The 23,236-nt window shown below is 64.0% G+C and carries 23 protein-coding genes; 14 read left to right on the plus strand and 9 right to left on the minus strand.

The genetic code is table 11. The features are described from left to right. The first annotated feature begins 30 nt into the window (after positions 1–30). The 3 genes from trpB (at position 31) to M1B34_RS04785 (ending at position 2,655) form a co-directional block, all read left to right on the plus strand. The gene (trpB, locus tag M1B34_RS04775) at positions 31–1,266 is read left to right on the plus strand and encodes a tryptophan synthase subunit beta (protein ID WP_123328029.1); all 1,236 of its coding nucleotides are present in this window, start codon (positions 31–33) and stop codon (positions 1,264–1,266) included. Continuing rightward, on the plus strand, positions 1,266–2,078 hold the full coding sequence (gene trpA / locus M1B34_RS04780) for a tryptophan synthase subunit alpha (RefSeq protein ID WP_123328028.1): 813 nt from the start codon (positions 1,266–1,268) through the stop codon (positions 2,076–2,078). Before trpB ends, trpA begins: the two co-directional genes overlap by 1 nt. A 121-nt stretch (positions 2,079–2,199) precedes the next feature. Next, complete coding sequence (locus tag M1B34_RS04785) at positions 2,200–2,655, plus strand: anti-virulence regulator CigR family protein (protein WP_123328027.1); 456 nt, start codon at positions 2,200–2,202, stop codon at positions 2,653–2,655. Positions 2,656–2,739: 84 nt separating this feature from the next. Here M1B34_RS04785 and M1B34_RS04790 read toward each other — a convergent pair whose 3' ends face one another. Together M1B34_RS04790 and M1B34_RS04795 are read right to left on the minus strand one after the other, a co-directional pair. Next, positions 2,740–3,066, minus strand: coding sequence for a DOPA 4,5-dioxygenase family protein (locus M1B34_RS04790; protein ID WP_268264556.1), 327 nt, complete (start codon positions 3,064–3,066; stop codon positions 2,740–2,742). A 59-nt stretch (positions 3,067–3,125) separates the two neighbouring features. Beyond that, positions 3,126–4,076, minus strand: coding sequence for a choline sulfate utilization transcriptional regulator (locus tag M1B34_RS04795; protein WP_268264557.1), 951 nt, complete (start codon positions 4,074–4,076; stop codon positions 3,126–3,128). A gap of 114 nt (positions 4,077–4,190) precedes the next feature. On the opposite strand from M1B34_RS04795, the gene betC reads away from it, so the two are divergent. The 3 genes from betC to M1B34_RS04810 all read left to right on the plus strand — a co-directional run bounded on the left by betC (position 4,191) and on the right by M1B34_RS04810 (position 8,340). Then, positions 4,191–5,705: a choline-sulfatase gene (gene betC / locus M1B34_RS04800; RefSeq protein WP_123328024.1), complete on the plus strand. Its 1,515-nt coding sequence runs from the start codon at positions 4,191–4,193 to the stop codon at positions 5,703–5,705. A gap of 15 nt (positions 5,706–5,720) precedes the next feature. Further along, positions 5,721–6,638: a choline ABC transporter substrate-binding protein gene (gene choX, locus M1B34_RS04805; RefSeq protein WP_123328023.1), complete on the plus strand. Its 918-nt coding sequence runs from the start codon at positions 5,721–5,723 to the stop codon at positions 6,636–6,638. Between the two features lie 130 nt (positions 6,639–6,768). Beyond that, a complete protein-coding gene (locus M1B34_RS04810; protein ID WP_268264558.1) occupies positions 6,769–8,340 on the plus strand; it encodes a SulP family inorganic anion transporter in 1,572 nt (523 codons plus the stop codon). 233 nt (positions 8,341–8,573) lie between these two features. Here M1B34_RS04810 and aroE read toward each other — a convergent pair whose 3' ends face one another. Together aroE and hemF are read right to left on the minus strand one after the other, a co-directional pair. Next, entirely contained in the window at positions 8,574–9,395 is an 822-nt protein-coding gene (aroE, locus tag M1B34_RS04815; RefSeq protein WP_268261126.1) for a shikimate dehydrogenase, read from the minus strand. A gap of 79 nt (positions 9,396–9,474) precedes the next feature. Next, positions 9,475–10,392 carry an oxygen-dependent coproporphyrinogen oxidase gene (gene hemF, locus M1B34_RS04820; RefSeq protein ID WP_123328020.1) on the minus strand — a complete coding sequence of 306 codons (918 nt, stop codon included), beginning with the start codon at positions 10,390–10,392 and terminating at the stop codon, positions 9,475–9,477. A gap of 168 nt (positions 10,393–10,560) precedes the next feature. On the opposite strand from hemF, the gene M1B34_RS04825 reads away from it, so the two are divergent. Beyond that, positions 10,561–11,538, plus strand: coding sequence for an NADPH:quinone reductase (locus tag M1B34_RS04825; protein WP_268261128.1), 978 nt, complete (start codon positions 10,561–10,563; stop codon positions 11,536–11,538). A gap of 54 nt (positions 11,539–11,592) precedes the next feature. On the opposite strand, the gene tsaC is transcribed toward M1B34_RS04825, so the two are convergent. Beyond that, positions 11,593–12,150 carry an L-threonylcarbamoyladenylate synthase type 1 TsaC gene (gene tsaC / locus M1B34_RS04830; protein WP_268261129.1) on the minus strand — a complete coding sequence of 186 codons (558 nt, stop codon included), beginning with the start codon at positions 12,148–12,150 and terminating at the stop codon, positions 11,593–11,595. A 54-nt stretch (positions 12,151–12,204) separates the two neighbouring features. Then, a complete protein-coding gene (gene dprA, locus M1B34_RS04835) occupies positions 12,205–13,305 on the minus strand; it encodes a DNA-processing protein DprA (protein WP_268264559.1) in 1,101 nt (366 codons plus the stop codon). A gap of 335 nt (positions 13,306–13,640) precedes the next feature. Here dprA and def point away from each other — a divergent pair, with 335 nt between their 5' ends. The 5 genes from def (at position 13,641) to M1B34_RS04860 (ending at position 18,333) form a co-directional block, all read left to right on the plus strand. Then, the gene (gene def / locus M1B34_RS04840; RefSeq protein ID WP_123328016.1) at positions 13,641–14,147 is read left to right on the plus strand and encodes a peptide deformylase; all 507 of its coding nucleotides are present in this window, start codon (positions 13,641–13,643) and stop codon (positions 14,145–14,147) included. Positions 14,148–14,263: 116 nt separating this feature from the next. Next, on the plus strand, positions 14,264–15,211 hold the full coding sequence (gene fmt, locus M1B34_RS04845) for a methionyl-tRNA formyltransferase (protein WP_123328015.1): 948 nt from the start codon (positions 14,264–14,266) through the stop codon (positions 15,209–15,211). Next, positions 15,208–16,533, plus strand: coding sequence for a 16S rRNA (cytosine(967)-C(5))-methyltransferase RsmB (gene rsmB, locus M1B34_RS04850; RefSeq protein WP_123328014.1), 1,326 nt, complete (start codon positions 15,208–15,210; stop codon positions 16,531–16,533). The genes fmt and rsmB overlap by 4 nt, the downstream gene beginning before the upstream one ends. Positions 16,534–16,556: 23 nt before the next feature. After that, positions 16,557–17,930 carry a Trk system potassium transporter TrkA gene (trkA, locus tag M1B34_RS04855; RefSeq protein ID WP_123328013.1) on the plus strand — a complete coding sequence of 458 codons (1,374 nt, stop codon included), beginning with the start codon at positions 16,557–16,559 and terminating at the stop codon, positions 17,928–17,930. Between the two features lie 85 nt (positions 17,931–18,015). Then, the gene (locus M1B34_RS04860; RefSeq protein WP_185039024.1) at positions 18,016–18,333 is read left to right on the plus strand and encodes a tetratricopeptide repeat protein; all 318 of its coding nucleotides are present in this window, start codon (positions 18,016–18,018) and stop codon (positions 18,331–18,333) included. Between the two features lie 5 nt (positions 18,334–18,338). Here M1B34_RS04860 and M1B34_RS04865 read toward each other — a convergent pair whose 3' ends face one another. The 3 genes from M1B34_RS04865 to tag all read right to left on the minus strand — a co-directional run bounded on the left by M1B34_RS04865 (position 18,339) and on the right by tag (position 20,145). Further along, on the minus strand, positions 18,339–18,578 hold the full coding sequence (locus M1B34_RS04865) for a PilZ domain-containing protein (RefSeq protein WP_123328011.1): 240 nt from the start codon (positions 18,576–18,578) through the stop codon (positions 18,339–18,341). 73 nt (positions 18,579–18,651) lie between these two features. Continuing rightward, a complete protein-coding gene (locus M1B34_RS04870; RefSeq protein ID WP_268264560.1) occupies positions 18,652–19,539 on the minus strand; it encodes a lysophospholipid acyltransferase in 888 nt (295 codons plus the stop codon). Positions 19,540–19,581: 42 nt separating this feature from the next. Then, positions 19,582–20,145 carry a DNA-3-methyladenine glycosylase I gene (gene tag, locus M1B34_RS04875; RefSeq protein WP_123328009.1) on the minus strand — a complete coding sequence of 188 codons (564 nt, stop codon included), beginning with the start codon at positions 20,143–20,145 and terminating at the stop codon, positions 19,582–19,584. A gap of 81 nt (positions 20,146–20,226) precedes the next feature. Between tag and glyQ the strand changes: the two genes are divergently transcribed. Together glyQ and glyS are read left to right on the plus strand one after the other, a co-directional pair. Beyond that, the gene (glyQ, locus tag M1B34_RS04880) at positions 20,227–21,180 is read left to right on the plus strand and encodes a glycine--tRNA ligase subunit alpha (protein ID WP_053253611.1); all 954 of its coding nucleotides are present in this window, start codon (positions 20,227–20,229) and stop codon (positions 21,178–21,180) included. Next, on the plus strand, positions 21,177–23,231 hold the full coding sequence (gene glyS / locus M1B34_RS04885) for a glycine--tRNA ligase subunit beta (RefSeq protein ID WP_123328008.1): 2,055 nt from the start codon (positions 21,177–21,179) through the stop codon (positions 23,229–23,231). The genes glyQ and glyS overlap by 4 nt, the downstream gene beginning before the upstream one ends. The last annotated feature ends 5 nt before the right edge of the window (positions 23,232–23,236 follow it).

Raw genomic sequence — 23,236 nt, forward strand, 5'->3', positions numbered from 1 at the left:
CTTTCCACTCATTCATACGGGAGCGCTCCAATGACCCAGACCCAATTGCGTAATGGTCCTGACGACAACGGCCTGTTTGGTGCGTTCGGCGGCCGTTACGTCGCCGAAACCCTGATGCCGCTGATCCTCGACCTGGCCCGTGAATACGAAGTGGCCAAGGAAGACCCCGAATTCCTCAAGGAGCTGGCCTACTTCCAGCGCGACTACGTCGGCCGCCCGAGCCCGCTGTACTTCGCCGAACGCCTGACCGAACACTGTGGCGGCGCCAAGATCTACCTCAAGCGCGAAGAGCTGAACCACACCGGCGCGCACAAGATCAACAACTGCATCGGCCAGATCCTCCTGGCCCGGCGCATGGGCAAGAAACGCATCATCGCCGAGACCGGCGCCGGCATGCACGGCGTGGCCACCGCCACCGTGGCCGCGCGTTTTGGCCTGCAATGCGTGATCTACATGGGCACCACCGACATCGAGCGCCAACAGGCCAACGTGTTCCGCATGAAGCTGCTGGGCGCCGAAGTGATCCCGGTGGTGGCCGGCACCGGCACCCTGAAAGACGCGATGAACGAAGCCCTGCGTGACTGGGTGACCAACGTCGACAGCACCTTCTACCTGATCGGTACCGTGGCCGGCCCACACCCGTACCCGGCCATGGTTCGCGACTTCCAGGCAGTGATCGGCAAGGAAACCCGCGAGCAGATGCAAGCCCAGGAAGGCCGCCTGCCGGACAGCCTGGTGGCGTGCATCGGTGGCGGTTCCAACGCCATGGGCCTGTTCCACCCGTTCCTCGACGACAAAAGCGTGCAGATCATTGGCGTTGAAGCCGCCGGCTACGGCATCGAGACCGGCAAGCACGCGGCCAGCCTGAACGGCGGCGTACCCGGCGTACTGCACGGCAACCGTACCTTCCTGCTGCAGGACGACGATGGCCAGATTATCGACGCCCACTCGATCTCCGCTGGCCTCGACTACCCCGGCATCGGCCCTGAACACGCCTGGTTGCATGACATCGGCCGCGTCGAATACACCTCGGTGACTGACGACGAAGCCCTGGCCGCATTCCACCAGTGCTGCCGCCTGGAAGGCATCATCCCGGCCCTGGAAAGTGCCCACGCCCTGGCCGAAGTCTTCAAGCGCGCACCCACCCTGCCCAAGGATCACCTGATGGTGGTCAACCTCTCGGGCCGTGGCGACAAAGACATGCAGACCGTGATGCACCACATGGAACAGTCTCAACAAGAGCCATCCCAGCAGGAGAAACACTGATGAGCCGCCTGCAAACCCGCTTCGCGCAGCTTAAAGAACAGAATCGCGCCGCCCTGGTGACCTTCGTCACCGCCGGCGACCCGAACTACGACACCTCCCTGGCGATCCTCAAGGGCTTGCCGGCCGCGGGTGCCGACGTGATCGAGCTGGGCATGCCCTTCACCGACCCAATGGCTGACGGCCCGGCCATCCAGCTGGCTAACATCCGCGCCCTGGGTGCCAAGCAGAACCTGGCGAAAACCCTGCAGATGGTTCGCGAATTCCGCGAAGGCAACAGCGACACGCCCCTGGTGCTGATGGGCTACTTCAACCCGATCCACCACTATGGCGTGCCGCGCTTTATCGCCGACGCCAAGGCTGCCGGTGTGGACGGGCTGATCGTGGTGGACATGCCACCGGAGCACAACAATGAGCTGTGCGACCCGGCCCAGGCCGCCGGCATCGACTTTATCCGCCTGACCACGCCGACCACCGACGACGCCCGTCTGCCCAAGGTGCTCGACGGCAGCTCCGGCTTTGTCTACTACGTCTCGGTCGCCGGGGTAACCGGTGCCGGCGCCGCCACCCTGGAACATGTGGAAGAAGCCGTGGCCCGCCTGCGTCGCCACACCGACCTGCCGATCAGCATCGGTTTCGGCATCCGCACCCCGGAGCAGGCCGCTGCCATCGCCCGCTTGGCGGACGGTGTGGTCGTGGGCTCGGCGCTGATCGACCACATCGCCAATGCCAGCACTCACGAGCAGGCCGTGGACGGCGTGTTGAGCCTGTGCGCGGCGCTGTCCGAGGGCGTGCGTCAAGCCCGGGTCAGCTGAAGGTAAAGTTCCTGATACAGAGGAATTAGCACCCGATGCCACAGACTAACTAGCAAGACCGAGGGGTTCAGGACCAGGTTCTGAACCCCTTTTTGCTGTTCGCGCTGTGAGGAAAGACCTGATGAAAATGCCCAAACGTCTGATTGCCGGTCTCGGTGTGCTGATGCTCAGCGCCAGCCCGCTGATGAACGCCATGGCCGATCAACGCGGCGACAATGATCGCGGTGGCGATCGTGGCGGCCCGCAGCAGGAACAACGGGACAACCGGGGTAACGATCATCGCGGCCCACAGAATGATCGCCGTGGCGGCCCGCCCAAGGACTTCGGCCCGGTGCGCCAGACCATCCGCGACAACCATGGCTACTTCGTCCGCGGCGCGCCGCCACCGCCCGGCATCCACTTGGTGCGTGGCCAGCCGCTGCCCCGGGGCTACTACGGCGAACGCCTGGACAACCGCGCCCTGAACCATCTGCCACGCTACCAGGGCTACGAATGGCGGCGCATGGGCGGCGATATCGTGCTGATCGCCATTGGCAGCGGCATCGTCTATGAGATTCTCGACGGCGTGCTTAACTGATCACTTTTCGTACAGCTCACCCACCGGCTCCCACAATCCGCCCTGTGCCCTTGTAGGAGCCGGCTCGCCGGCGATCCCCCGCCCTCAAAAACCCGATAGATCCAACGGCCGCATCGCCCCCATCCACAGGGCATGCTCGGTGTGGTCCAGCAGGTCATTGCCCGTATTCGGGTGCAAGAACACCACCAGCCCCTTGCGATTGAGCGCCAGCCACGGCAACACCACGGCCAGGTACTGCGGCTCGAACGCCAACTGGCAGCTCCAGTCCGGGTGCGGGCCCACCGGCCGCTCATGCACCCGGCCCATCTTCAACGGAAACAACTGCGCAGCCTGTTCACACAAGGACCGGGCCTGCTCGATGGTGCTGGCGTCGAAGTAGACGTGGGCGTGGTAGCCCTTGATACGTTGCATAAGAACCCTCGGAAGAAAGCCGAACCCGGCTATGGTGCCACGACTCGCCGGGGATGCGCTCAGACCGCAATCGACGGCAGCCCGACGCCATTCAGCGACTGGGCACTGCCAGCCTGCTCGGTCATCAGCCAATCGACGAACTGCTGGATCAGCACACTGCGGCGTTTGCGCTGGGGCAACACCACGTAATAGCCGTAGGTGGAGATCACCGTCTCGGCCAGCGGTCGGCACAGCAGGCCCTGTTCCAACAAGTTATCCACCAGGTGCCGCCAGCCAATGGCCACGCCCTGGCCGCCGATCGCCGCCTGGATCAACAGCGTGTAGTTATCAAAGCGCAACTGCCCGGGCGCGGGCGGCGTGCTGATGCCCAGTTCGCGAAAGACCCCGCTCCAGTCAAACCAGTGGCTGCTGTTCTCGCCCCGCAGGTGCAGCAACGGCCATTCCAGCAACGCCTGGGCGGGCAGGGGCGCGGCCCGGTCCTTGAGCAGCGCGGGGCTGCACACTGGGAACACTTCCTCGCTGAACAGCCAATGGCTCTGGCCCTGCTTGAAGCGGCCGTCACCGAACAGCACCGCCACGTCGATATCGCTGCGCAGCATGCTGTGGCTGCGCTCGCTGGTAACCAGGCTGACATCCACCTGCGGGTTGGCTTCATGAAAGCGATGCAGGCGTGGCATCAGCCAGTAGGCGGCGAAGGCGAAGTCGGTGGCCACGTGCAGCACCTCGTGCTGGTGCTGGGCACTGATGGCGCTGAGGCCCGCGTCGATGCTCTGCAGGCCGGCCTGCACCTGCTCGAACAGAACCGTCCCGGCCTCGGTGAGCTCGATACCGCGGTAGATCCGATCGAACAAGCGGGTGCCCAGTTGCTCCTCCAGCCGCTTGATCTGCTGGCTGATGGCCGGTTGGGTGGTGCCCAACTCCACGGCAGCGGCGGTGAAACTGCGTTGCCGCGCCGCCGCTTCAAAGGCACGTAACAGGTCCAGGGACAGGTTACCAAGGGCGTCATACATAAGCAGGGCTTATCCTAGTCATTGCCGCGTATGGGCTTTACCGCGAATGGCAGGGGTTTCATCCTCAATCGCAGCACTTTCGCATAACCATCGACTATGGAATGCCGCGAATACATGAAGCGCAAGAACATTCTTTTCATCATGGCCGATCAAATGGCCGCGCCCTTGTTGCCGTTCTACGGTGCCTCCCCGATCAAGCTGCCCCACCTCAGCCGCCTGGCGGCCGAAGGCGTGGTGTTCGACGCCGCCTATTGCAACAGCCCACTGTGCGCCCCGTCGCGCTTCACCCTGGTCAGCGGCCAGTTGCCGAGTAAGATCGGCGCCTATGACAACGCTGCGGACTTTCCCGCCGATGTGCCGACTTACGCCCACTACCTGCGCCGCCTGGGTTATCGCACCGCGCTCTCGGGAAAGATGCATTTCTGCGGCCCGGACCAGTTGCACGGCTATGAGGAACGCCTGACCAGCGACATCTACCCCGCCGACTACGGCTGGGCGGTGAACTGGGACGAGCCCGACGTGCGCCCCAGTTGGTACCACAACATGTCCTCGGTGCTGCAGGCCGGCCCTTGCGTGCGCACCAACCAGTTGGATTTCGACGAAGAGGTGGTGTTCAAGGCCCGGCAATACCTGTTCGATCACATCCGCGAAGACGGCGACCAGCCGTTCTGCCTCACCGTGTCCATGACCCACCCCCACGACCCGTACACCATTCCCAAGGCCTACTGGGACCTGTACCAGGACGCCGACATCCCCTTGCCGCAGACCCCGCCGCAAGACAGCCAAGACCCCCATTCCCAGCGTCTGCTCAAGGTCTACGACCTGTGGGACAAGCCACTGCCTGTGGATAAGATTCGCGATGCGCGCCGGGCCTACTTCGGGGCGTGCAGCTACATCGACGACAACGTCGGCAAACTCCTGCAAACCCTTGAAGAAACAGGCCTGGCCGAGAACACCATCATTGTCTTCTCCGGCGACCACGGCGACATGCTCGGCGAGCGCGGCCTCTGGTACAAAATGCACTGGTTTGAAATGGCCGCCCGGGTGCCGCTGCTGATCAGCGCGCCGGGGCAGTTCGCCGCCGGCCGGGTCAGCGCCGCGGTGTCCACGGCCGACCTGCTGCCCACCCTGGTGCAACTGGCCGGCGGCGAGCTGCAGCCGGGCCTGCCCTTGGATGGCCGCTCCCTGGTCCCGCACTTGCAGGGGCAGGGCGGCCACGACGAGGTGTTCGGCGAGTACATGGCCGAAGGCACCATCAGCCCACTGATGATGATTCGTCGCGGCGCCTACAAATTCATCTACAGCGAAGATGACCCTTGCCTACTCTTCGATGTGCACAACGACCCGCGTGAGCAGGAAGAACTCAGCCAGTCGCCGGCCCATCGATCACTGTTCGCGGCCTTCCTCGCCGAAGCCCGGGCCAAGTGGGACATCCCGGTCATCCGCCAACAGGTGCTTGCCAGTCAGCGCCGCCGGCGTTTCGTCGCCCAGGCGCTGACCCTGGGTACGCTGAAGAGCTGGGATCACCAGCCCCTGGTCGACGCCAGTCAGCAATACATGCGCAACCACATCGACCTCGATGACCTGGAGCGCAAGGCTCGTTATCCACAACCCTGCCAACACCAATAATGTAAGGGGAAGCGCATGCAAAGGTTATCCACAGCACTGACGCTCGGGCTCCTGGCCCTGGGCAGCGCATCGGCCTGGGCCGACTCGTGCGAGACGGTGAAAATGGCCGATCCGGGCTGGAGCGACATCGCCGCAACCAACGCCATCACCGGGTTCCTGCTGGACGGCCTGGGCTACAAGGCCAAGGTCGACACCCTGGCGGTGCCGATCACCTTTGGCGGCCTCAAGGACGGCCAGGTGGATGTGTTCCTGGGTAACTGGATGCCGGCGCAGCAGGGCTTCTACGACAAGTTCGTGGCCAATGGCGATGTCACTCAACTGGCCAAGAACCTCGACGGCACCGAGTTCACCCTGGCCGTGCCGGACTACGTCTGGGACGCGGGGGTGCACGACTTTGCCGACCTGAACAAATTCGCCGACAAATTCGAGAAGAAGATCTACGGCATCGGCTCCGGCGCCCCGGCCAATATCTCGCTGCAGGAGATCATCAAGAAGAACGACTTCGAACTCGGCCAGTGGAAGCTGGTGGAATCCAGCGAGCAGGCGATGCTGGCCGAAGTGTCGCGGGCGGTGAAAAAGCAGAAGTTCGTGACCTTCCTCGGCTGGACCCCACACCCGATGAACGTGCAGTTGAACATGCATTACCTCAAGGGCGGCGAGAAGTACTTCGGCGACACCGGCAGTGTCTACACCCTGACCCGCAAAGGTTATGCACAGGCCTGCCCGAATGTTGGCAAGCTGCTGACCAACCTGAGCTTCACCCAGGAGATGGAGAACAGCATCATGTCCGAGGTGGTGAACAAGAAAGTCAGCAATGCGGTAGCGGCCAAGGCCTGGATCAAGGCCAACCCGGCGGTGCTGGACAAGTGGCTGGACGGGGTCAAGACCCTGGACGGCAAAGACGCGTTGGCGGCGGTAAAGGCCAAGCTGTAGATCGAGGCGCACCGTTCGCCCTGTGACCGTCGCCGACCGGCGGCCGCCCCAGGCGAACGGCCTTTGGAACTTGCACCCCAATCGCTGACACGCCACCCTGACGCTCCATTTCCCCACACCGCGAGGACCCATGGCCTGGCCCAACCGCCACTCCCTCTTGCCGTTCCTGAGCTGGCTGCCGCAACAAACCCGCGCCAGCGTCGGCCGCGACCTGCTGGTGGGTCTGAGCGGTGCCATCCTCGCTTTACCGCAATCCATTGCCTACGCCCTGATCGCCGGCCTGCCCCCGGAGTACGGCCTGTACGCAGCCATTGTCCCGGTGTTGATTGCCTGCCTCTGGGGCTCGTCCTGGCACCTGATCTGCGGGCCCACTGCGGCCATTTCCATCGTCCTCTACGCCAGCGTCAGCCCCCTGGCGGTGCCGGCGTCCCAGGACTACATCACGCTGATCCTGTTGCTGACCTTTCTTGCCGGGGTTTTCCAATGGCTGCTGGGCATGCTGCGTTTCGGCGCCCTGGTGAACTTCGTCTCCCATTCCGTGGTGCTGGGTTTCACCCTGGGCGCTGCGGTGGTGATCGCCCTCGGCCAGTTACCCAACCTGCTGGGGCTGGACCTGCCCAGCCAGGCCACCGCCCTCAATAGCCTCAACAGCCTGCTGGAGCACCTGCATGACCTGGATAAACCCTCGCTGCTGCTGGGTCTGGGGACCCTGGTTGTCGGGGTCGGACTCAAGTTGCTGGTGCCGCGCTGGCCGACATTGCTGATCACCCTGGTGCTCAGCAGCCTGGTGGTCTGGCTGTGGCCGGCCCTGTTCGGCCACGTGAAGCTGGTCAGCGCCTTCGTCGGCCACCTGCCGCCCTTGAGCCCGCTGCCATTGCTGGACCTGGAGATGATCCTGCGCCTGCTGCCCAGTGCGGTGGCGGTGGGCATGCTCGGCCTGGTCACCAGCCTGTCGATCGCCCGCTCGCTGTCGGCACGCTCCGAACAACTGCTGGACGCCAACCAGGAGGTCCGCGCCCAGGGCCTGTCGAACATCATCGGCGGATTCTTCTCCGGCTACCTGTCTTCCGGCTCGTTCACCCGCTCCGGGCTGAGCTACGACGCCGGCGCCCGCTCGCCCCTGGCCGGGGTGTTTTCCGCACTGTGGGTGGCTTCGTTCGCGGTGGCCGGGGCCGGGCTGATTGCCCATATCCCGATCCCGGGCATGGCCGCGAGCATTCTTCTGATCTGCTGGGGGCTGGTGGACCACCGGGGCATTCGAGCCCTGTTCCGGGTCAGCCGCGCTGAGTTCGTGGTAATGAGCCTGACCTGCGTCGCCACCTTGCTCCTGGAGCTGCAAACGGCGATCTATGCCGGGGTGCTGGCGTCACTGTTCTTCTACCTCAAGCGCACTTCCCAGCCGCGGGTGCAGCAGTGGCGCGAGGGTGATGAGGACATTCTGCGGGTGGGGGGCTCGATCTTCTTTGGCGCCAGCCATTACCTGCAAGTGCGCATGCAGCGCTGCCAGGCCCCGAAGCTGGTGATCGATGCCCAGCACATCAACTTCATCGACTATTCCGGGGTGGAAATGCTCCACCAGGAAGCCCGCCGGCTGTTACGCCAACGCCGTAGCCTGACCTTGCGCCGCGCCCGGCAACCGGTGATGGAGGAATTGATCAAGCTGGAAGGCCCGGAGAAATGCCCGATCCGTTTTGAAGATTGAGGTTTTTATCGGAACGGGGATCAAGCCCGTAATCGCTGGCAAGCCAGCGCCTACAAATGGGCAGCCTCAGAACCGTAGGAGCCGGCTTGCCGGCGATGGCGATGTTGAAGGCGCTATCGCTGGCGAGCCAGCGCCTACAAATGGGCGGCCTCAGAACCGTAGGAGCCCGGCTTGCCGGCGATGGCGATCTTGAGGGCGCTATCGCTGACGCGCCAGCGCCTACACAGGGCGTGTCAGAGGGCCAGTTGGCGGCGCAGTTCGGCCAGCACCGGGGCGCTGTCCGGGCGGACGCCGCGCCACAGGTAGAAGGCTTCCGCCGCTTGTTCGGCCAGCATTCCCAGGCCATCCAGCGCCGCCACCGCGCCGTGTTCAGTGGCCCAGCGACAGAACGGCGTGGGCTCCTTGCCGTACATCATGTCGTAGCAAACGGTGTGGCCGGGCTCGATCAGGCTGCTGGCAATCGGTGGCAGGTCGCCGGACAGGCTGGCCGAAGTGGCGTTGATAATCAGGTCCACCGACTCCTCCAACCAATCGAAGCCGCTGGCCGATACCGGCCCCAAATCAGCGAACAGCTCAGCCAGCAACTCGGCCTTGGCCACGGTACGGTTGGCGATCACCACCGACGCCGGTTGCTCGGCCAGCAACGGCTCCAGCACCCCACGCACTGCGCCGCCGGCCCCCAGCAACAAGATGCGCTTGCCCTTGAGGCTGACACCGGCATTCACCGTCAGGTCGCGCACCAGGCCGGCGCCGTCGGTGTTGTCACCCAACAGGCGGCCGTCGGCGAGCTTACTCAGGGTGTTGACCGCGCCAGCACGCTGGGCCCGTTCGCTGAGGGTATCGGCCAGGCGATAGGCGTCTTCCTTGAACGGTACGGTGACGTTGGCGCCCCGGCCCTCGGCGAAAAACGCCTGGGCGCAGCCGACGAAATCATCCAGGGGCGCCAGCAAGGTGTTGTAGTCCAGTTGCTGGCCGGTCTGCTCGGCAAACAGCCGATGGATCAGCGGCGACTTGCTGTGGCCGATCGGGTTACCAAAAACGACGTACTGATCCATCTCTCACCCCTTTTGCTCAGCGCCCACCTGCAGCCGCAGCCCGTTCGCCGGCGAGCCGGCCCCTACAGTGGGTAAGCGATTAGTTGCTGCCTGCCAACCAGTCCCGGTCTTGCAGGAAGTACTCGGTCAAACGTGCTTCTTCGCTGCCGGGCTCGGCCTTCCAGTCGTAACCCCAGCGCACGTGGGGCGGCAGCGACATGAGGATCGATTCGGTGCGCCCGCCCGACTGCAGGCCGAACAGGGTGCCACGGTCGTAGACCAGGTTGAACTCCACATAACGGCCACGACGGAATTCCTGGAAGGCCCGCTGCTGCTCGGTATAGGCCATGGCTTTGCGGCGCTGCACGATGGGCAGGTAGGCCTCGATGTAGGCGTCGCCGATGGCGCGCATAAAGGCGAAGCTGGTGTCGAAATCCCACTGGTTCAGGTCATCGAAGAACAGGCCGCCAATGCCCCGCGGTTCGTTGCGGTGCTTGATGTGGAAGTAGCTGTCGCACCAAGCCTTGTAGCGCGGGTAGACGTCGGCGCCGAACGGCGCACAGGCGCGCTCGGCCACGCGGTGCCAGTGCACACAGTCTTCTTCGTTGGCGTAGTAGGGGGTCAGGTCGAAGCCGCCGCCGAACCACCAGACTGGCTCTTCGCCCTCTTTCTCGGCAATGAAGAAACGCACATTGGCATGGGACGTGGGCACGTGGGGGTTGTGCGGGTGGATCACCAGGGACACACCCAGGGCCTCGAAGCCGCGCCCAGCCAGTTCCGGCCGATGGGCGCTGGCGGAAGGCGGCAAGCCGCTGCCGAACACGTGGGAGAAGTTGACCCCGCCTTTTTCAATCACTGCGCCATCGGCCAGCACCCGGGTCCGGCCGCCGCCGCCAGCAGGGCGGGTCCAGGCGTCTTCGACAAAACGCGTACCGCCGTCTTCGATTTCCAGGGCAGCGCAAATGCGGTCTTGCAGGTCGAGCAGGTAGGCTTTTACGGCCTCGGTGCGGGTAGTCATGGCATCACCTTGAATCGGGCAAAGCTACGCGGCGCCAGGGGTGCAGCGGTGGGCCGGCGCAAATGGGCGCGTAGCATAACACCGCGCCAGGGTCTGCCACAGTTGACGACGGTCAAGCAGAGGAGTCCGATAGAGCACTTTCGCGACACGACCGAGGAGAAATTGCAGATGGCCAAACGTATCCAGTTCCGTGCCCATGGCGGCCCCGAAGTGCTTGAGTATGTCGACTACGTCCCCGCCGAGCCTGGCCCGCAACAGGTTCGCGTCAGCAACAAGGCCATTGGCCTGAACTTTATCGACACCTATTTCCGCAGCGGCCTCTACGCGCCGCCAGCCCTGCCTTCGGGCCTGGGGGCTGAAGGTGCCGGGGTGGTCGAGGCCGTGGGCAGCGAGGTCAGCCAGTTCAAGGTCGGCGATCGTGTGGCCTATGGCAGCGGCCCCCTGGGCGCCTACAGCGATGTGCATGTGCTGCCGGCAGCCAACCTGGTGCACCTGCCGGACGCCATCAGCTTTGAGCAGGCCGCCGGGGTCATGCTCAAGGGCCTGACCGTGCAGTACCTGTTGCGTCAGACCTATGAACTGAAGGCCGGTGAAACCGTGCTGTTCCACGCCGCTGCCGGGGGCGTGGGTTCCCTGGCCTGCCAGTGGGCCAAGGCCCTGGGCGTGAAGCTGATCGGTACCGTCAGCTCGCCGGAAAAAGCCGCCATCGCCAAATCCCTCGGGGCTTGGGAAACCATCGACTACAGCCATGAAGACGTGGCCCAACGGGTGCTGGAATTGACCGATGGCAAGAAGTGCCCGGTGGTCTACGACGGCGTCGGCAAAGACACCTGGCTCACCTCCCTGGACTGCCTGGCGCCGCGCGGGCTGATGGTCAGCTTTGGTAATGCGTCAGGGGCCGTGGACGGGGTGAACCTGGGGATTCTCTCGGCCAAGGGCTCGCTGTACGTAACCCGGCCGACCCTGGCGACCTACGCCAACAATGCCGAAAACCTGCAACACATGGCCGATGATCTGTTCGCCATGATTGCCAGTGGCAAGCTGAAGATCGAGATCGGCCAGCGCTTCCCACTGGCAGACGCGGCCAAGGCCCACGTGGAGTTGTCGGCGCGGCGTACGACCGGCTCGACCATCCTGCTGCCTTGAGGGTTATCGCCGGCAAGCTGGCTCCTAAGGGAGCCGGCTTGCCGGCGATGCTTGTTACGAAGGCCGCACCACCTTGCCGGTGGCCAGATCCCGAATCAGGCTCGGGTTCTTGCGGCCACCCAGGTTGCCCCCCAGCACCAGGTCCAACTGCCCGCGGAAGTACTGCTCGATGCGAATCCGCGTGCGCGCCGCCGGGCGCCCTTGAGGGTTGGCCGAGGTGGAAATCAGCGGCCCTACCAAGGAACACAACTCACGGACTTGAGGATGGTCGCTGACCCGCAGCGCCACGGTGTCGTGCACCCCGGTGATCCACTCGGGCAGCAAATCCTGATGGGGCACCAGCCAGGTATTGGGCCCCGGCCAGGTGCTGGACATGCGCTCGATCCAGGTGTCGGGGAAGTCCTCGAAGAGGAAATCGAATTGACGGATGTTGTCGGCAATCAGGATCAGGCCCTTATCCACAGACCGGGACTTGATCGCCAATAACCGATCCACCGCCTCTTCGTTCCACGGATCACAGCCCAGGCCCCACACCGCTTCGGTTGGATAGGCAATCACCGCCCCTGCGCGAATTTCTCGTGCGGCTTGCTGCACACGCCAACTGCTGACCATTGCTGATTCTCCGGATAAAAGCTGTGCGCAGTTTACCGATCTTGCCCGTAAAGCCTAGCGGATACGCGCAAACCAGCGACCGTTTTCGCACACCGCGCGACCCTCGATCTCAAGTTCCGTCAGGGCCGCCAGAACAGTGGGCAATGCCCAGCCCATAGCGGCGGCCAGGGCTTCGCTGCTGTGGGGCGCGGCGTGCAACAGCGCCAGCAAGGGATGCTCCGGCGCCGACGGCACACTGACCGGCCCCACGTTCTGCCAGCCCCGCAAGGCCTCAAGAATGTGTTCGATGGTTTCCACCAGCACCGCACCGTCACGAATCAATTGGTGGCAACCCCGGGCGCCGGGGTGGTGGATGGACCCGGGAATGGCGTACACCTCGCGCCCTTGTTCCGCCGCCAGGCGCGCAGTGATCAGCGAACCGCTGGCGACACTGGCTTCCACCACCAGCACACCGAGGGACAGACCGCTGATGATCCGGTTGCGCCGCGGGAAGTGGTCGGGCAGGGGTGGCGTGTCCAGGGGGAACTCGGAAATCACCGCGCTGCCGCGATCGATCATCGCTTCGGCCAAGGCTCGGTGGCGCTGTGGATAAAGTTTTTCCAGACCGGTGCCCAACACCGCTACGGTCTGGCCACCCACGGCCAACGCCGCCTGATGAGCCGCACCGTCGATGCCCAGGGCCAGGCCGCTGGTGATGACAAAACCGGCGGCGGCCAGCTCGCGGGAAAACGCCGTCGCGGTGTCCAGGCCCGGTCGCGATGCGCGCCGGCTACCGACCATCGCCAGTTGCGGTTTTTCCAGGATTTCCGGGGCGCCGGCCACGAACAGCAGCGGCGGGGCGTCGGGCAACTCGGCGAGCAAGGCCGGGTAGCCGGGCTGGCCCAACATCAGTAAATGCTGGCCCGGACGCTCCAGCCAGGCCAGTGCATGGCTTGCGCCGTCCCGCACCTGGGCACTGCGCCGGGCCTCGGCGCAGGCCGCCGGCAACCCCAGAGACCGCCAGGCGGCATCCGGTGCACTGAGGGCTTTGGAGGCCGAGCCGAAGGCGTGCAGCAAGCGTTGAAAGCGCGCCGGCCCAAGCTCGGGCAGACGGTGCAGACGTAAACAGGCTTCGAGTTCCGCAGGGGAAATCGTCGCCGGGACAGACGCAGTCATCGGATCATCCTTGATCGTTTCAGCTCCCGCCGCAGCGAGAACAAGCTGTGGATAAGTCTGTTGGTAACTTGTTGAATCTTTATTCGTTTCAGGGGCGCCGAAGGGGGCTGGTCAGCGTCATTGCCCACAGCGCCAACTGAGGCCGGAGCGGCAAGAGCCCGGCGAGTAGTCATTTCCTCAGGGGCTGAATCCCTTTATTATGTGCGTTCGCGTGAAACGCCAGAGCCTGCGCGGCTCGCAGCTCCTACCGAGCACGTTTCGCATCGGCGGCCCAGGTCCAGAACCTGCCCGGCCCCCGACTCCGCCCTTACTTCACACGTGCAGCAATCAAGCTTATGGCCATTTTAAACATCCTCGAATTCCCCGATTCGCGCCTGCGCACTATCGCCAAACCCGTGGCCGTAGTGGACGACGAAGTGCGTCAGTTGGTCGATGACATGTTTGAAACAATGTATGAAGCCCCAGGCATCGGCCTCGCGGCGACCCAGGTCAACGTGCACAAGCGCATCGTGGTCATGGACCTGTCCGAAGACCGCAGCGAGCCACGGGTGTTTATCAACCCTGAGTTCGAAGCCCTCACCGATGAGATGGACCAGTACCAGGAAGGCTGCCTGTCGGTACCGGGTTTCTACGAAAACGTCGATCGCCCGCAGCGGGTCAAGATCAAGGCCCTGGACCGTGATGGCCAGCCTTATGAACTGATCGCCGAAGGCCTGTTGGCGGTGTGCATCCAGCACGAATGCGACCACCTCAACGGCAAGCTGTTCGTTGACTACCTGTCCACGCTCAAGCGTGACCGGATCAAGAAGAAGCTGGAAAAGCAGCATCGCCAGAACGCTTGATTCCTTATCCAGTGGTGCATCGCGGGCAAGCCCGCTCCTACAATGGTTCATTTGTGTAGGAGCGGGCTTGCCCGCGGTCGTTTCACCTGCGTCCCCTTTCCAAGCGAGTACCCATCATGCGCATCGTCTTTGCCGGCACCCCGGAATTTGCCGCCGAACACCTCAAGGCCCTGCTTGCCGGCCCTGACGAGATCGTAGCGGTCTACACCCAGCCGGACCGTCCAGCGGGGCGTGGGCAGAAGCTGATGCCAAGCCCGGTCAAGCAGTTGGCGCTGGAGCACAACATCCCGGTGCTGCAACCGCCGACCCTGCGTGACGCCGCGGCCCAGGCCGAACTGGCGGCGCTCAAGCCGGACCTGATGGTGGTAGTGGCCTACGGCCTGATCCTGCCGCAAGTGGTGCTGGATATTCCGCGCCTGGGCTGCATCAACAGCCACGCCTCGCTGCTGCCGCGCTGGCGCGGTGCGGCGCCGATCCAGCGCGCCGTGCAAGCCGGCGATGCGATGAGCGGCGTGACCGTGATGCGCATGGAAGCGGGCCTGGACACCGGGCCGATGCTGCTCAAGGTCAGCACCCCGATCAGCGCCGCAGACACTGGCGGCAGCCTGCATGACCGTCTAGCCGAAATGGGCCCGCCGGCCGTGCTCCAGGCCATTGCCGGCCTGGCGGCAGGCACCCTGGAAGGCGAAGTACAGGATGACAGCCTGGCCACTTACGCCCACAAACTGAACAAGGACGAGGCGCGCGTCGACTGGAGCCGTCCGGCACCGGAACTGGAGCGCCTGGTGCGCGCCTTCAACCCGTGGCCGATCTGCCACAGCACCCTCAACGGCGAATCGCTGAAGGTCCTGGCCGCCAACCTGGCAGAAGGCCAGGGCACACCCGGTGAGATCCTCGACGCCAGCAAAGACGGCCTGATCGTCGCCTGCGGTGAACAGGCGCTGTGCCTGACCCGCCTGCAATTGCCCGGCGGCAAGGCCCTGAACTTCAGCGACCTGTTCAACAGCCGCCGTGAGAAATTCGCCCTCGGCACCGTCCTCGGTCAAGCGGTGGACGCCCAATGAACCCACGTCTGGCCGCTGCCAAGGCCCTGACCGCCGTACTCAACGGCAAGGCCTCCCTCAACAGTTCGTTGCCCACCCAACTGGACAAGGTCGAGGTCCGCGATCGCGGCTTTACCCAGGACCTGGCGTTCGGCACCGCGCGCTGGCAGCCACGGCTGTCGGCGCTGGCGGCCAAGCTGCTGCAAAAACCCTTCAAGGCTGCCGACGCCGATGTCGAGGCGCTGCTGCTGGTGGGGCTTTACCAACTGCTCTACACCCGGGTGCCGGCCCACGCCGCCATCGGTGAAACCGTGGGCTGCGCCGAAAAGCTGAAAAAGCCCTGGGCCAAGGCCCTGCTCAACGCCGTGCTGCGCCGCGCCCAGCGCGAAAGCGAAGCGCTGCTGGCCGAGCTGGAACATGACCCGGTGGTGCGCACGGCCCACCCGCGCTGGCTGCAAAAGTCCCTCAAGGCCTTCTGGCCCGAGCAGTGGGAAGCCATTTGCGCCGCCAACAACGCCCACCCACCGATGATCCTGCGGGTCAATCGCCGCCATCATTCCCGGGACGCGTACCTGCAGTTACTGAGTGCCGCCGCCGTCGAGGCCAAGCCATGCGTCTTCAGCCAGGACGGCATCGTCCTCGATGAAGCCTGCGACGTGCGCAACCTGCCGGGTTTTGCCGAAGGCTGGATCAGCGTCCAGGACGAAGCCGCGCAACTGGCTGCGGACCTGCTGGAGCTGGCGCCGGGGCAACGGGTGCTGGACGCCTGCTGTGCGCCCGGGGGCAAGACCTGCCATATCCTCGAAGTCGAACCGGCCCTGGCCGGTGTGGTCGCCGTGGACCTGGAAGCCAAGCGCCTGGTGCGGGTTCGCGAGAACCTTGAGCGCCTGGGCCTGGCCGCTGAACTGATCGCCGCCGACGGTCGCGACACCCAGGCCTGGTGGGATGGCAAGCCGTTCCAGCGCATCCTGCTGGACGCGCCGTGCTCGGCCACCGGCGTAATCCGTCGCCACCCGGACATCAAGCTGACTCGCCAACCCGACGACATTGCCGCCCTGGCCCAGTTGCAAGGTGAGTTGCTGGACGCCCTGTGGCCAACCCTGGAGGTCGGCGGCATCCTGGTCTACGCCACCTGCTCCACCTTGCCCACCGAGAACACCGAGGTGATCGAGGCTTTCCTGGCCCGGACCACGGGCGCTCGCGAACTGGACATCGCCGGCCAACTCGGCCAGCCTGCCGCGGGCCTCAAGCAGCCCCACGGACGCCAGTTGCTGGCGCAAGAGGGCGGCCATGACGGCTTCTACTACGCCAAGCTGATCAAGATCGCCGCAGCACGCGGCTAACACGGGTTTAAGGGAGTGACTGGATGAAAATCATCATCCTCGGCGCAGGGCAAGTGGGCGGCACCCTGGCGGAACACCTGGCCAGCGAAGCCAACGACATCACCGTGGTCGACACCGACGGCGAACGCCTGCGCGACCTCGGCGACCGCCTGGACATCCGCACCGTGCAGGGCCGGGGCTCGTTCCCCACAGTACTGCGCCAGGCCGGTGCCGACGACGCCGACATGCTGGTGGCGGTGACCAACAGCGACGAGACCAATATGGTCGCCTGCCAGGTCGCCCACACCCTATTCCACACTCCGACCAAGATTGCCCGGGTACGCGAAGCCGCCTACCTGACCCGCGCCGGCCTGTTCGACAACGACGCGATCCCGGTGGACGTGTTGATCAGCCCCGAGCAAGTGGTGACCAACTACATCAAGCGCCTGATCGAACACCCCGGCGCCCTGCAGGTGATCGACTTCGCCGAAGGCAAGGCCCAACTGGTGGCGGTCAAGGCTTACTACGGCGGACCGTTGGTGGGCCAGCAATTGCGCCAGTTGCGCGAGCACATGCCAAACGTCGACACCCGGGTGGCGGCGATCTTCCGTCGTGACCGACCGATCATGCCCAAGGGCGACACGGTGATCGAGGCGGACGACGAGGTGTTCTTCATCGCTGCCAAGGTCCACATCCGTGCGGTGATGAGTGAGATGCGTCGTCTCGACGAATCCTACAAGCGCATCGTTATCGCCGGCGGTGGGCAGATCGGCGAGCGCCTGGCCGAGGCCATCGAAAGCCGCTACCAGGTGAAGATCATCGAGATGAACCCGGCACGTTGCCGCTACTTGTCCGACAGCCTCGACAGCACCGTGGTGTTGCAGGGCAGTGCCTCGGACCGCGACCTGCTACTGGAAGAGAACATCGCCGATGCCGACATCTTCCTGGCCCTGACCAACGACGACGAAGCCAACATCATGTCGTCGCTGCTGGCCAAGCGCCTGGGCGCCAAGAAGGTCATGACCATCATCAACAACCCGGCTTACGTAGACCTGATCCAGGGCGGCGACATCGACATCGCCATCAGCCCGCAGCTGGCCACCATCGGCACCTTGCTGGCCCACGTGCGCCGTGGCGATATCGTCAGCGTGCACTCCCTGCGCCGCGGGGCGGCAGAGGCCATCGAGGCCATCGCCCACGGTGACGCCAAATCGAGCAAGGTCATCGGCCGGGCCATCGAGAACATCGGCCTGCCGCCGGGCACCACTATTGGCGCAATCATCCGTGACGAAGAGGTGCTCATCGCCCACGACGACACAGTGATCGAAGCGGGCGACCACGTGATTCTGTTCCTTGTGGATAAAAAGCACATTCGCGATGTAGAGAAGCTGTTCCACGTAGGGTTGAGCTTCTTCTGAGGCTAGGCAGCGATGGCGGGCTTGAACGGCCTATCGCTGGCGAGCCAGCTCCTACGCACATTTGCGCGGCATAGAAGGGGAGTCTGTGATGCTGGAATCGTTGGAAAAAATGCTCGCCAAGGGTGTGGATAACGCCCTGTTGCGCTTCGGCCTGGGCAAGGGTTACCTGGACCTTGGGGATAACTCCAAAGCCGCCGAACACCTGCAACGCTGCGTGGGGTTCGACCCCAAGTACTCCGCCGCCTGGAAGCTGTTGGGCAAGGCCTACCTGGCCCAGGACGATTATCCGGCGGCGCGCCAAGCCTGGGAGCAGGGCCTGGAAGTCGCTCGCGGGCATGGCGATAAACAGGCGGAAAAGGAAATGACCGTGTTTCTTAAGAAGCTCGAGCGCAAGGCGCCCTGAAACGCCTACAAATAGCGCAGGGCAATGCCCTCAGCGTCCACTTGCACCACTTCCATGCGCACCCGCGGCGCCGTCACCGGCAAGCCCTGCACCTGGCCATACACCACGGCGCCCTTGGGCAGCCGGGCCAGGGTCGGGCTCTGCACATACACGCCACTGGCGGACAACTGGCGCGTCTGCCCCAAACACTCGCCGAAGCTTTCGTGCTGGATCTTGATGCGGAAGGATTTGCGGTGTTCGGACATCTTTAGCGCCCTTTGATCAATGGCTGTGGATAACCAGGTCAGTCCAGTTATCCACAGATCGTGCCAGCGCCGGTCAGTACCAGCGTGCTTCGCCCGGTGGGCGTTTCTTGAAGCGCTTCATGCTCCACATGTACTGGCTCGGATACGCAGCCACGTAACGCTCGACCACCCGGCTCATGGCGGCGCAGGAGGTTTCAGTGTCAGTGCTGTACATGTCTTCCGGGGCTGCTTCGAGGATCACCTTGTAGCCCGAACCATCCGGCAAGCGCAGGGCATGCAGGAACACGCCCACCGCCTTGCCGCCGGCCAGCATATTCGGCACGAACTTGCTGGTCAGCGCCTGGGTAGCGAAGAAGGGCACGAAGATCCCGGCGGATTCGGCCGGTTCCGGGTCGGCGGGAATACCCACTGCACCGCCTTTGCGCACTTCCTTGATAACGCTGAGGATGCCTTCCTTGGTCGAGGCGGCGACGCGGTTGCCCAGTTGCACCCGCTGCTTGCGCAACAGTTCGTCCACAGCCTTGAGCTTGGGTGGACGGTAGAAAATGATCGGTTTGCACTGGCTGCAGTAGAAATGGTTGAGCACTTCCCAGTTGCCCAGGTGGCTGGTGATGCCCACCACGCCCTTGCCCGAAGCCAGGGCCTCCTTGAGCACATCCAGGCCTTCGACTTCGCGCACCAGATCGATGGAGCGCTGGGCCGGCCAGATCCAGGCGCAGGCGCTTTCGGTCAGGGATTTGCCGATGTCTTTCAGGCTCTGGCCGACTAAGCGCTCGCGCTCAGCCGGGTCCATCTGCGGAAAGCACTTGGCCAGGTTGATGCGCACCACGTCCCGGGAACGGTTGGGGGTTTTCCACATGACCCAGCCAATGGCCGAGCCAACGGCTTGCACCGCGCGCCATGGCAGCAGGGCAAACAATCGCAGGGCGCCCACCAGCAGGGCGCCTTTGAACTTATCCACAAGTGACTCCTGATCTGTAGGTCATGATCTGTCGCGAGCCGGCTATTCTAACCGGCTGTTCAACAGGACGGCGTAACGATCACAGTCTTGAGTGTGATCCATGACCATGCCCGAGGCTTGCATCAGGGCATAACAAATGGTCGGGCCGACGAAGGTGAAGCCGGCCTTTTTCAGGCCATGGCTCATGGCTAGCGCCTCGGGCGTGACCGCCGGGACTTCGCTGCGATCCTTGAAATGATTGACCTTGGGCTGGCCATCGACGAACGACCAGAGAAATTCCACCGGGTCTTCCAGGGCCAGCCAGGCCTCGGCATTGCGCCGGGCGGCATTGAGTTTCAAGCGGTTGCGGATGATCCCGGGGTCGAGCATCAGCTCGTCGATTTCCGCATCGCTCATCTGCGCCACACGCTGTACATCGAAGCCCCAGAGCACTTGCCGATAGCGTTCGCGCTTCTTCAATACGGTGATCCACGACAAGCCCGCCTGGAACCCTTCGAGCAATAACAACTCGAACAAGCGCTGCGCATCCCGTAGCGGCACGCCCCACTCCTGATCGTGATAAGCCATGTACAGCGGATCTTCGGAACACCAAAAGCAGCGTGGCATAAGGCTCCAGGGGGCGTGCGCAGGACCGAATCGGGTATACTCCCGCTCCTTAAATCGCAGCCCAAGTAACAGGTGAATTTCGTGAGCCAGCCTACGCCAGCCGTGCGTACCTTCCAAGACTTGATCCTCGCCCTCCAGCAGTACTGGGCCGAGCAAGGTTGTGTGGTACTTCAGCCCTACGATATGGAAGTAGGCGCCGGCACTTTCCACACCGCTACCTTCCTGCGGGCCATTGGCCCGGAAACCTGGAACGCCGCTTATGTGCAGCCCAGTCGTCGCCCGACTGACGGCCGCTACGGCGAAAACCCCAACCGCCTGCAGCACTACTATCAGTTCCAGGTGGTGCTCAAGCCCAACCCGGACAACTTCCAGGAGCTGTACCTGGGCTCGCTGAAACATGTCGGCCTGGACCCGCTGGTCCACGACATCCGTTTCGTTGAAGACAACTGGGAATCGCCGACCCTGGGCGCCTGGGGCCTGGGCTGGGAAGTCTGGCTCAATGGCATGGAAGTGACTCAGTTCACTTACTTCCAGCAAGCCGGTGGCATCGAGTGCTACCCGGTGACCGGCGAGATCACCTACGGCCTGGAACGCCTGGCCATGTACCTGCAGGGCGTGGACTCGGTGTACGACCTGGTCTGGGCCGACGGCCCGTTCGGCAAGGTGACCTACGGCGACGTGTTCCATCAGAACGAGGTGGAGCAGTCCACCTACAACTTCGAACACGCCAACGTCGAGAAGCTGTTCGAACTGTTCGATTTCTACGAAAGCGAAGCCAAGCGCCTGATCGAACTGGATCAGCCGCTGCCGCTGCCAAGCTATGAAATGGTCCTCAAGGCATCCCACACCTTCAACCTGCTGGATGCGCGCCGGGCAATCTCCGTTACCGCCCGTCAGCAGTACATCCTGCGGGTACGCACGCTGGCGCGTTCCGTCGCCCAAGCCTACCTGATGGCTCGCGCCAAGCTGGGCTTCCCGATGGCGACCCCGGACCTGCGTGATGAAGTGTTGGCTAAGTTGGAGGCGGCACAATGAGTGCGCAAGATTTTCTGGTTGAACTGGGCACTGAAGAGCTGCCACCCAAAGCCCTGAACACCCTGGCCGAAGCCTTTCTGGCCGGCATCGACAAAGGCCTGCAAGCCGCTGGCCTGAGCTTCGAAGCCAAGCAGGTCTACGCCGCGCCACGGCGCCTGGCGGTGCTGATCACCCAACTGGCCACTCAGCAGCCCGATCGCAGCATCAACCTGGACGGCCCGCCGCGCCAGGCCGCGTTCGACGCCGACGGTAACCCGACCCAGGCGGCCCTGGGTTTTGCCAAGAAGTGCGGCGTGGACCTGAGCGAGATCGACCAGAGCGGTCCGAAACTGCGCTACAGCCAGAGCATCCAGGGCAAGCCTACTGCCAGCCTGCTGCCGACCATCGTCGAAGACTCGCTGAACGACCTGCCGATTCCCAAGCGCATGCGCTGGGCCGCGCGCAAGGAAGAGTTCGTGCGTCCGACCCAATGGCTGGTCATGCTGCTGGGCGATGAGGTGATCGACTGCACCATCCTTGCCCAGAAAGCCGGTCGCGAGTCCCGTGGCCACCGTTTCCATCACCCGGAAAACGTGCGCATCAGTGCTCCGGCCAACTACCTCAACGACCTGCGTGCTGCCTACGTACTGGCCGATGCCAACGAGCGTCGCGAGCTGATCAGCAAGCGCACCGCCGAACTGGCCACCCTGCAAGAAGGCACCGCCATCGTTCCGGCCGACCTGCTGGACGAAGTGACCGCCCTGGTGGAATGGCCTGTGCCGCTGGTGTGCTCGTTCGAGGAACGCTTCCTCGACGTGCCGCAAGAAGCCCTGATCACCACCATGCAGGACAACCAGAAGTACTTCTGCCTGCTGGACGTGGACGGCAAGCTGCTGCCGCGCTTCATCACCGTGGCCAACATTGAAAGCAAGGACCCGCGCCAGATCATCGAGGGCAACGAGAAAGTCGTGCGCCCACGCCTGACCGACGCCGAGTTCTTCTTCAAGCAGGACAAGAAGCAGAAGCTCGAAGCCTTCAACCTGCGCCTGCAGAACGTGGTGTTCCAGGAGAAGCTGGGCAGCGTCTACGACAAAGCCGAACGCATCTCCAAGCTGGCGGCGTTCATTGCCCCGCGCATTGGTGGCGACGCCCAGCGTGCAGCCCGTGCCGGCCTGCTGTCGAAGTGCGACCTGGCCACCGAAATGGTCGGCGAGTTCCCGGAGATGCAAGGTGTCGCCGGCTACTACTACGCCCTCAATGACGGCGAGCCGCAAGACGTGGCCCTGGCCCTGAACGAGCAGTACATGCCCCGTGGCGCCGGCGCCGAGCTGCCAAGCACCCTGACCGGTGCCGCCGTGGCCATCGCCGACAAGCTGGATACCCTGGTGGGGATCTTCGGCATCGGCATGTTGCCTACCGGCAGCAAAGACCCCTACGCCCTGCGTCGTGCCGCCCTCGGCGTGCTGCGCATCCTGATCGACAAGAAGCTCGACCTCGACCTGACCGAAGCCGTGGCATTCGCCGTCAGCGCGTTCGGTGCCAAGGTCAAGGCCGCCGGCCTGGGCGACCAGGTGCTGGAATTCATCTTCGACCGCCTGCGTGCGCGTTACGAAGACGAAGGCGTGGACGTGGCCACTTACCTGTCGGTACGTGCCCTGAAGCCGGGTTCGGCCCTGGACTTCGACCAGCGCGTACAAGCCGTGCAGGCCTTCCGCAAATTGCCGGAAGCCGCCGCCCTGGCCGCAGTGAACAAGCGCGTGTCGAACCTGCTGAGCAAGGTTGAAGGCAGCGTGCCAAGCACCGTGGAAGCCAAGTACTTCGACAACGCCAACGAGTTCTCCCTGTATTCGGCGATCCAGCAAGCGGACCAGGCAGTGCAGCCGATGGCCGTGGCCCGTCAATACAGCGAGACCCTGGCGCGCCTGGCCGCCTTGCGCGAGCCGGTGGACGCGTTCTTCGAAGCGGTGATGGTCAACGCTGAAGACCCCAAGGTACGGGCCAACCGCTATGCGCTGCTGGCGCGTCTGCGTGGCTTGTTCCTGGGTGTCGCCGACATCTCGTTGCTGGGGTAAGCGCG

Origin of the sequence: Pseudomonas morbosilactucae (genome assembly GCF_023241715.1) — a bacterium.
GTDB lineage: Bacteria > Pseudomonadota > Gammaproteobacteria > Pseudomonadales > Pseudomonadaceae > Aquipseudomonas > Aquipseudomonas morbosilactucae.

Coding starts and splice junctions, on each gene's coding strand:
- trpB (WP_123328029.1), top strand. CDS start 31: ATGACCCAGACCCAATTGCGTAATGGTCCTGACGACAACGGCCTGTTT.
- trpA (WP_123328028.1), top strand. CDS start 1,266: ATGAGCCGCCTGCAAACCCGCTTCGCGCAGCTTAAAGAACAGAATCGC.
- M1B34_RS04785 (WP_123328027.1), top strand. CDS start 2,200: ATGAAAATGCCCAAACGTCTGATTGCCGGTCTCGGTGTGCTGATGCTC.
- M1B34_RS04790 (WP_268264556.1), bottom strand. CDS start 3,066: ATGCAACGTATCAAGGGCTACCACGCCCACGTCTACTTCGACGCCAGC.
- M1B34_RS04795 (WP_268264557.1), bottom strand. CDS start 4,076: ATGTATGACGCCCTTGGTAACCTGTCCCTGGACCTGTTACGTGCCTTT.
- betC (WP_123328024.1), top strand. CDS start 4,191: ATGAAGCGCAAGAACATTCTTTTCATCATGGCCGATCAAATGGCCGCG.
- choX (WP_123328023.1), top strand. CDS start 5,721: ATGCAAAGGTTATCCACAGCACTGACGCTCGGGCTCCTGGCCCTGGGC.
- M1B34_RS04810 (WP_268264558.1), top strand. CDS start 6,769: ATGGCCTGGCCCAACCGCCACTCCCTCTTGCCGTTCCTGAGCTGGCTG.
- aroE (WP_268261126.1), bottom strand. CDS start 9,395: ATGGATCAGTACGTCGTTTTTGGTAACCCGATCGGCCACAGCAAGTCG.
- hemF (WP_123328020.1), bottom strand. CDS start 10,392: ATGACTACCCGCACCGAGGCCGTAAAAGCCTACCTGCTCGACCTGCAA.
- M1B34_RS04825 (WP_268261128.1), top strand. CDS start 10,561: ATGGCCAAACGTATCCAGTTCCGTGCCCATGGCGGCCCCGAAGTGCTT.
- tsaC (WP_268261129.1), bottom strand. CDS start 12,150: ATGGTCAGCAGTTGGCGTGTGCAGCAAGCCGCACGAGAAATTCGCGCA.
- dprA (WP_268264559.1), bottom strand. CDS start 13,305: ATGACTGCGTCTGTCCCGGCGACGATTTCCCCTGCGGAACTCGAAGCC.
- def (WP_123328016.1), top strand. CDS start 13,641: ATGGCCATTTTAAACATCCTCGAATTCCCCGATTCGCGCCTGCGCACT.
- fmt (WP_123328015.1), top strand. CDS start 14,264: ATGCGCATCGTCTTTGCCGGCACCCCGGAATTTGCCGCCGAACACCTC.
- rsmB (WP_123328014.1), top strand. CDS start 15,208: ATGAACCCACGTCTGGCCGCTGCCAAGGCCCTGACCGCCGTACTCAAC.
- trkA (WP_123328013.1), top strand. CDS start 16,557: ATGAAAATCATCATCCTCGGCGCAGGGCAAGTGGGCGGCACCCTGGCG.
- M1B34_RS04865 (WP_123328011.1), bottom strand. CDS start 18,578: ATGTCCGAACACCGCAAATCCTTCCGCATCAAGATCCAGCACGAAAGC.
- tag (WP_123328009.1), bottom strand. CDS start 20,145: ATGCCACGCTGCTTTTGGTGTTCCGAAGATCCGCTGTACATGGCTTAT.
- glyS (WP_123328008.1), top strand. CDS start 21,177: ATGAGTGCGCAAGATTTTCTGGTTGAACTGGGCACTGAAGAGCTGCCA.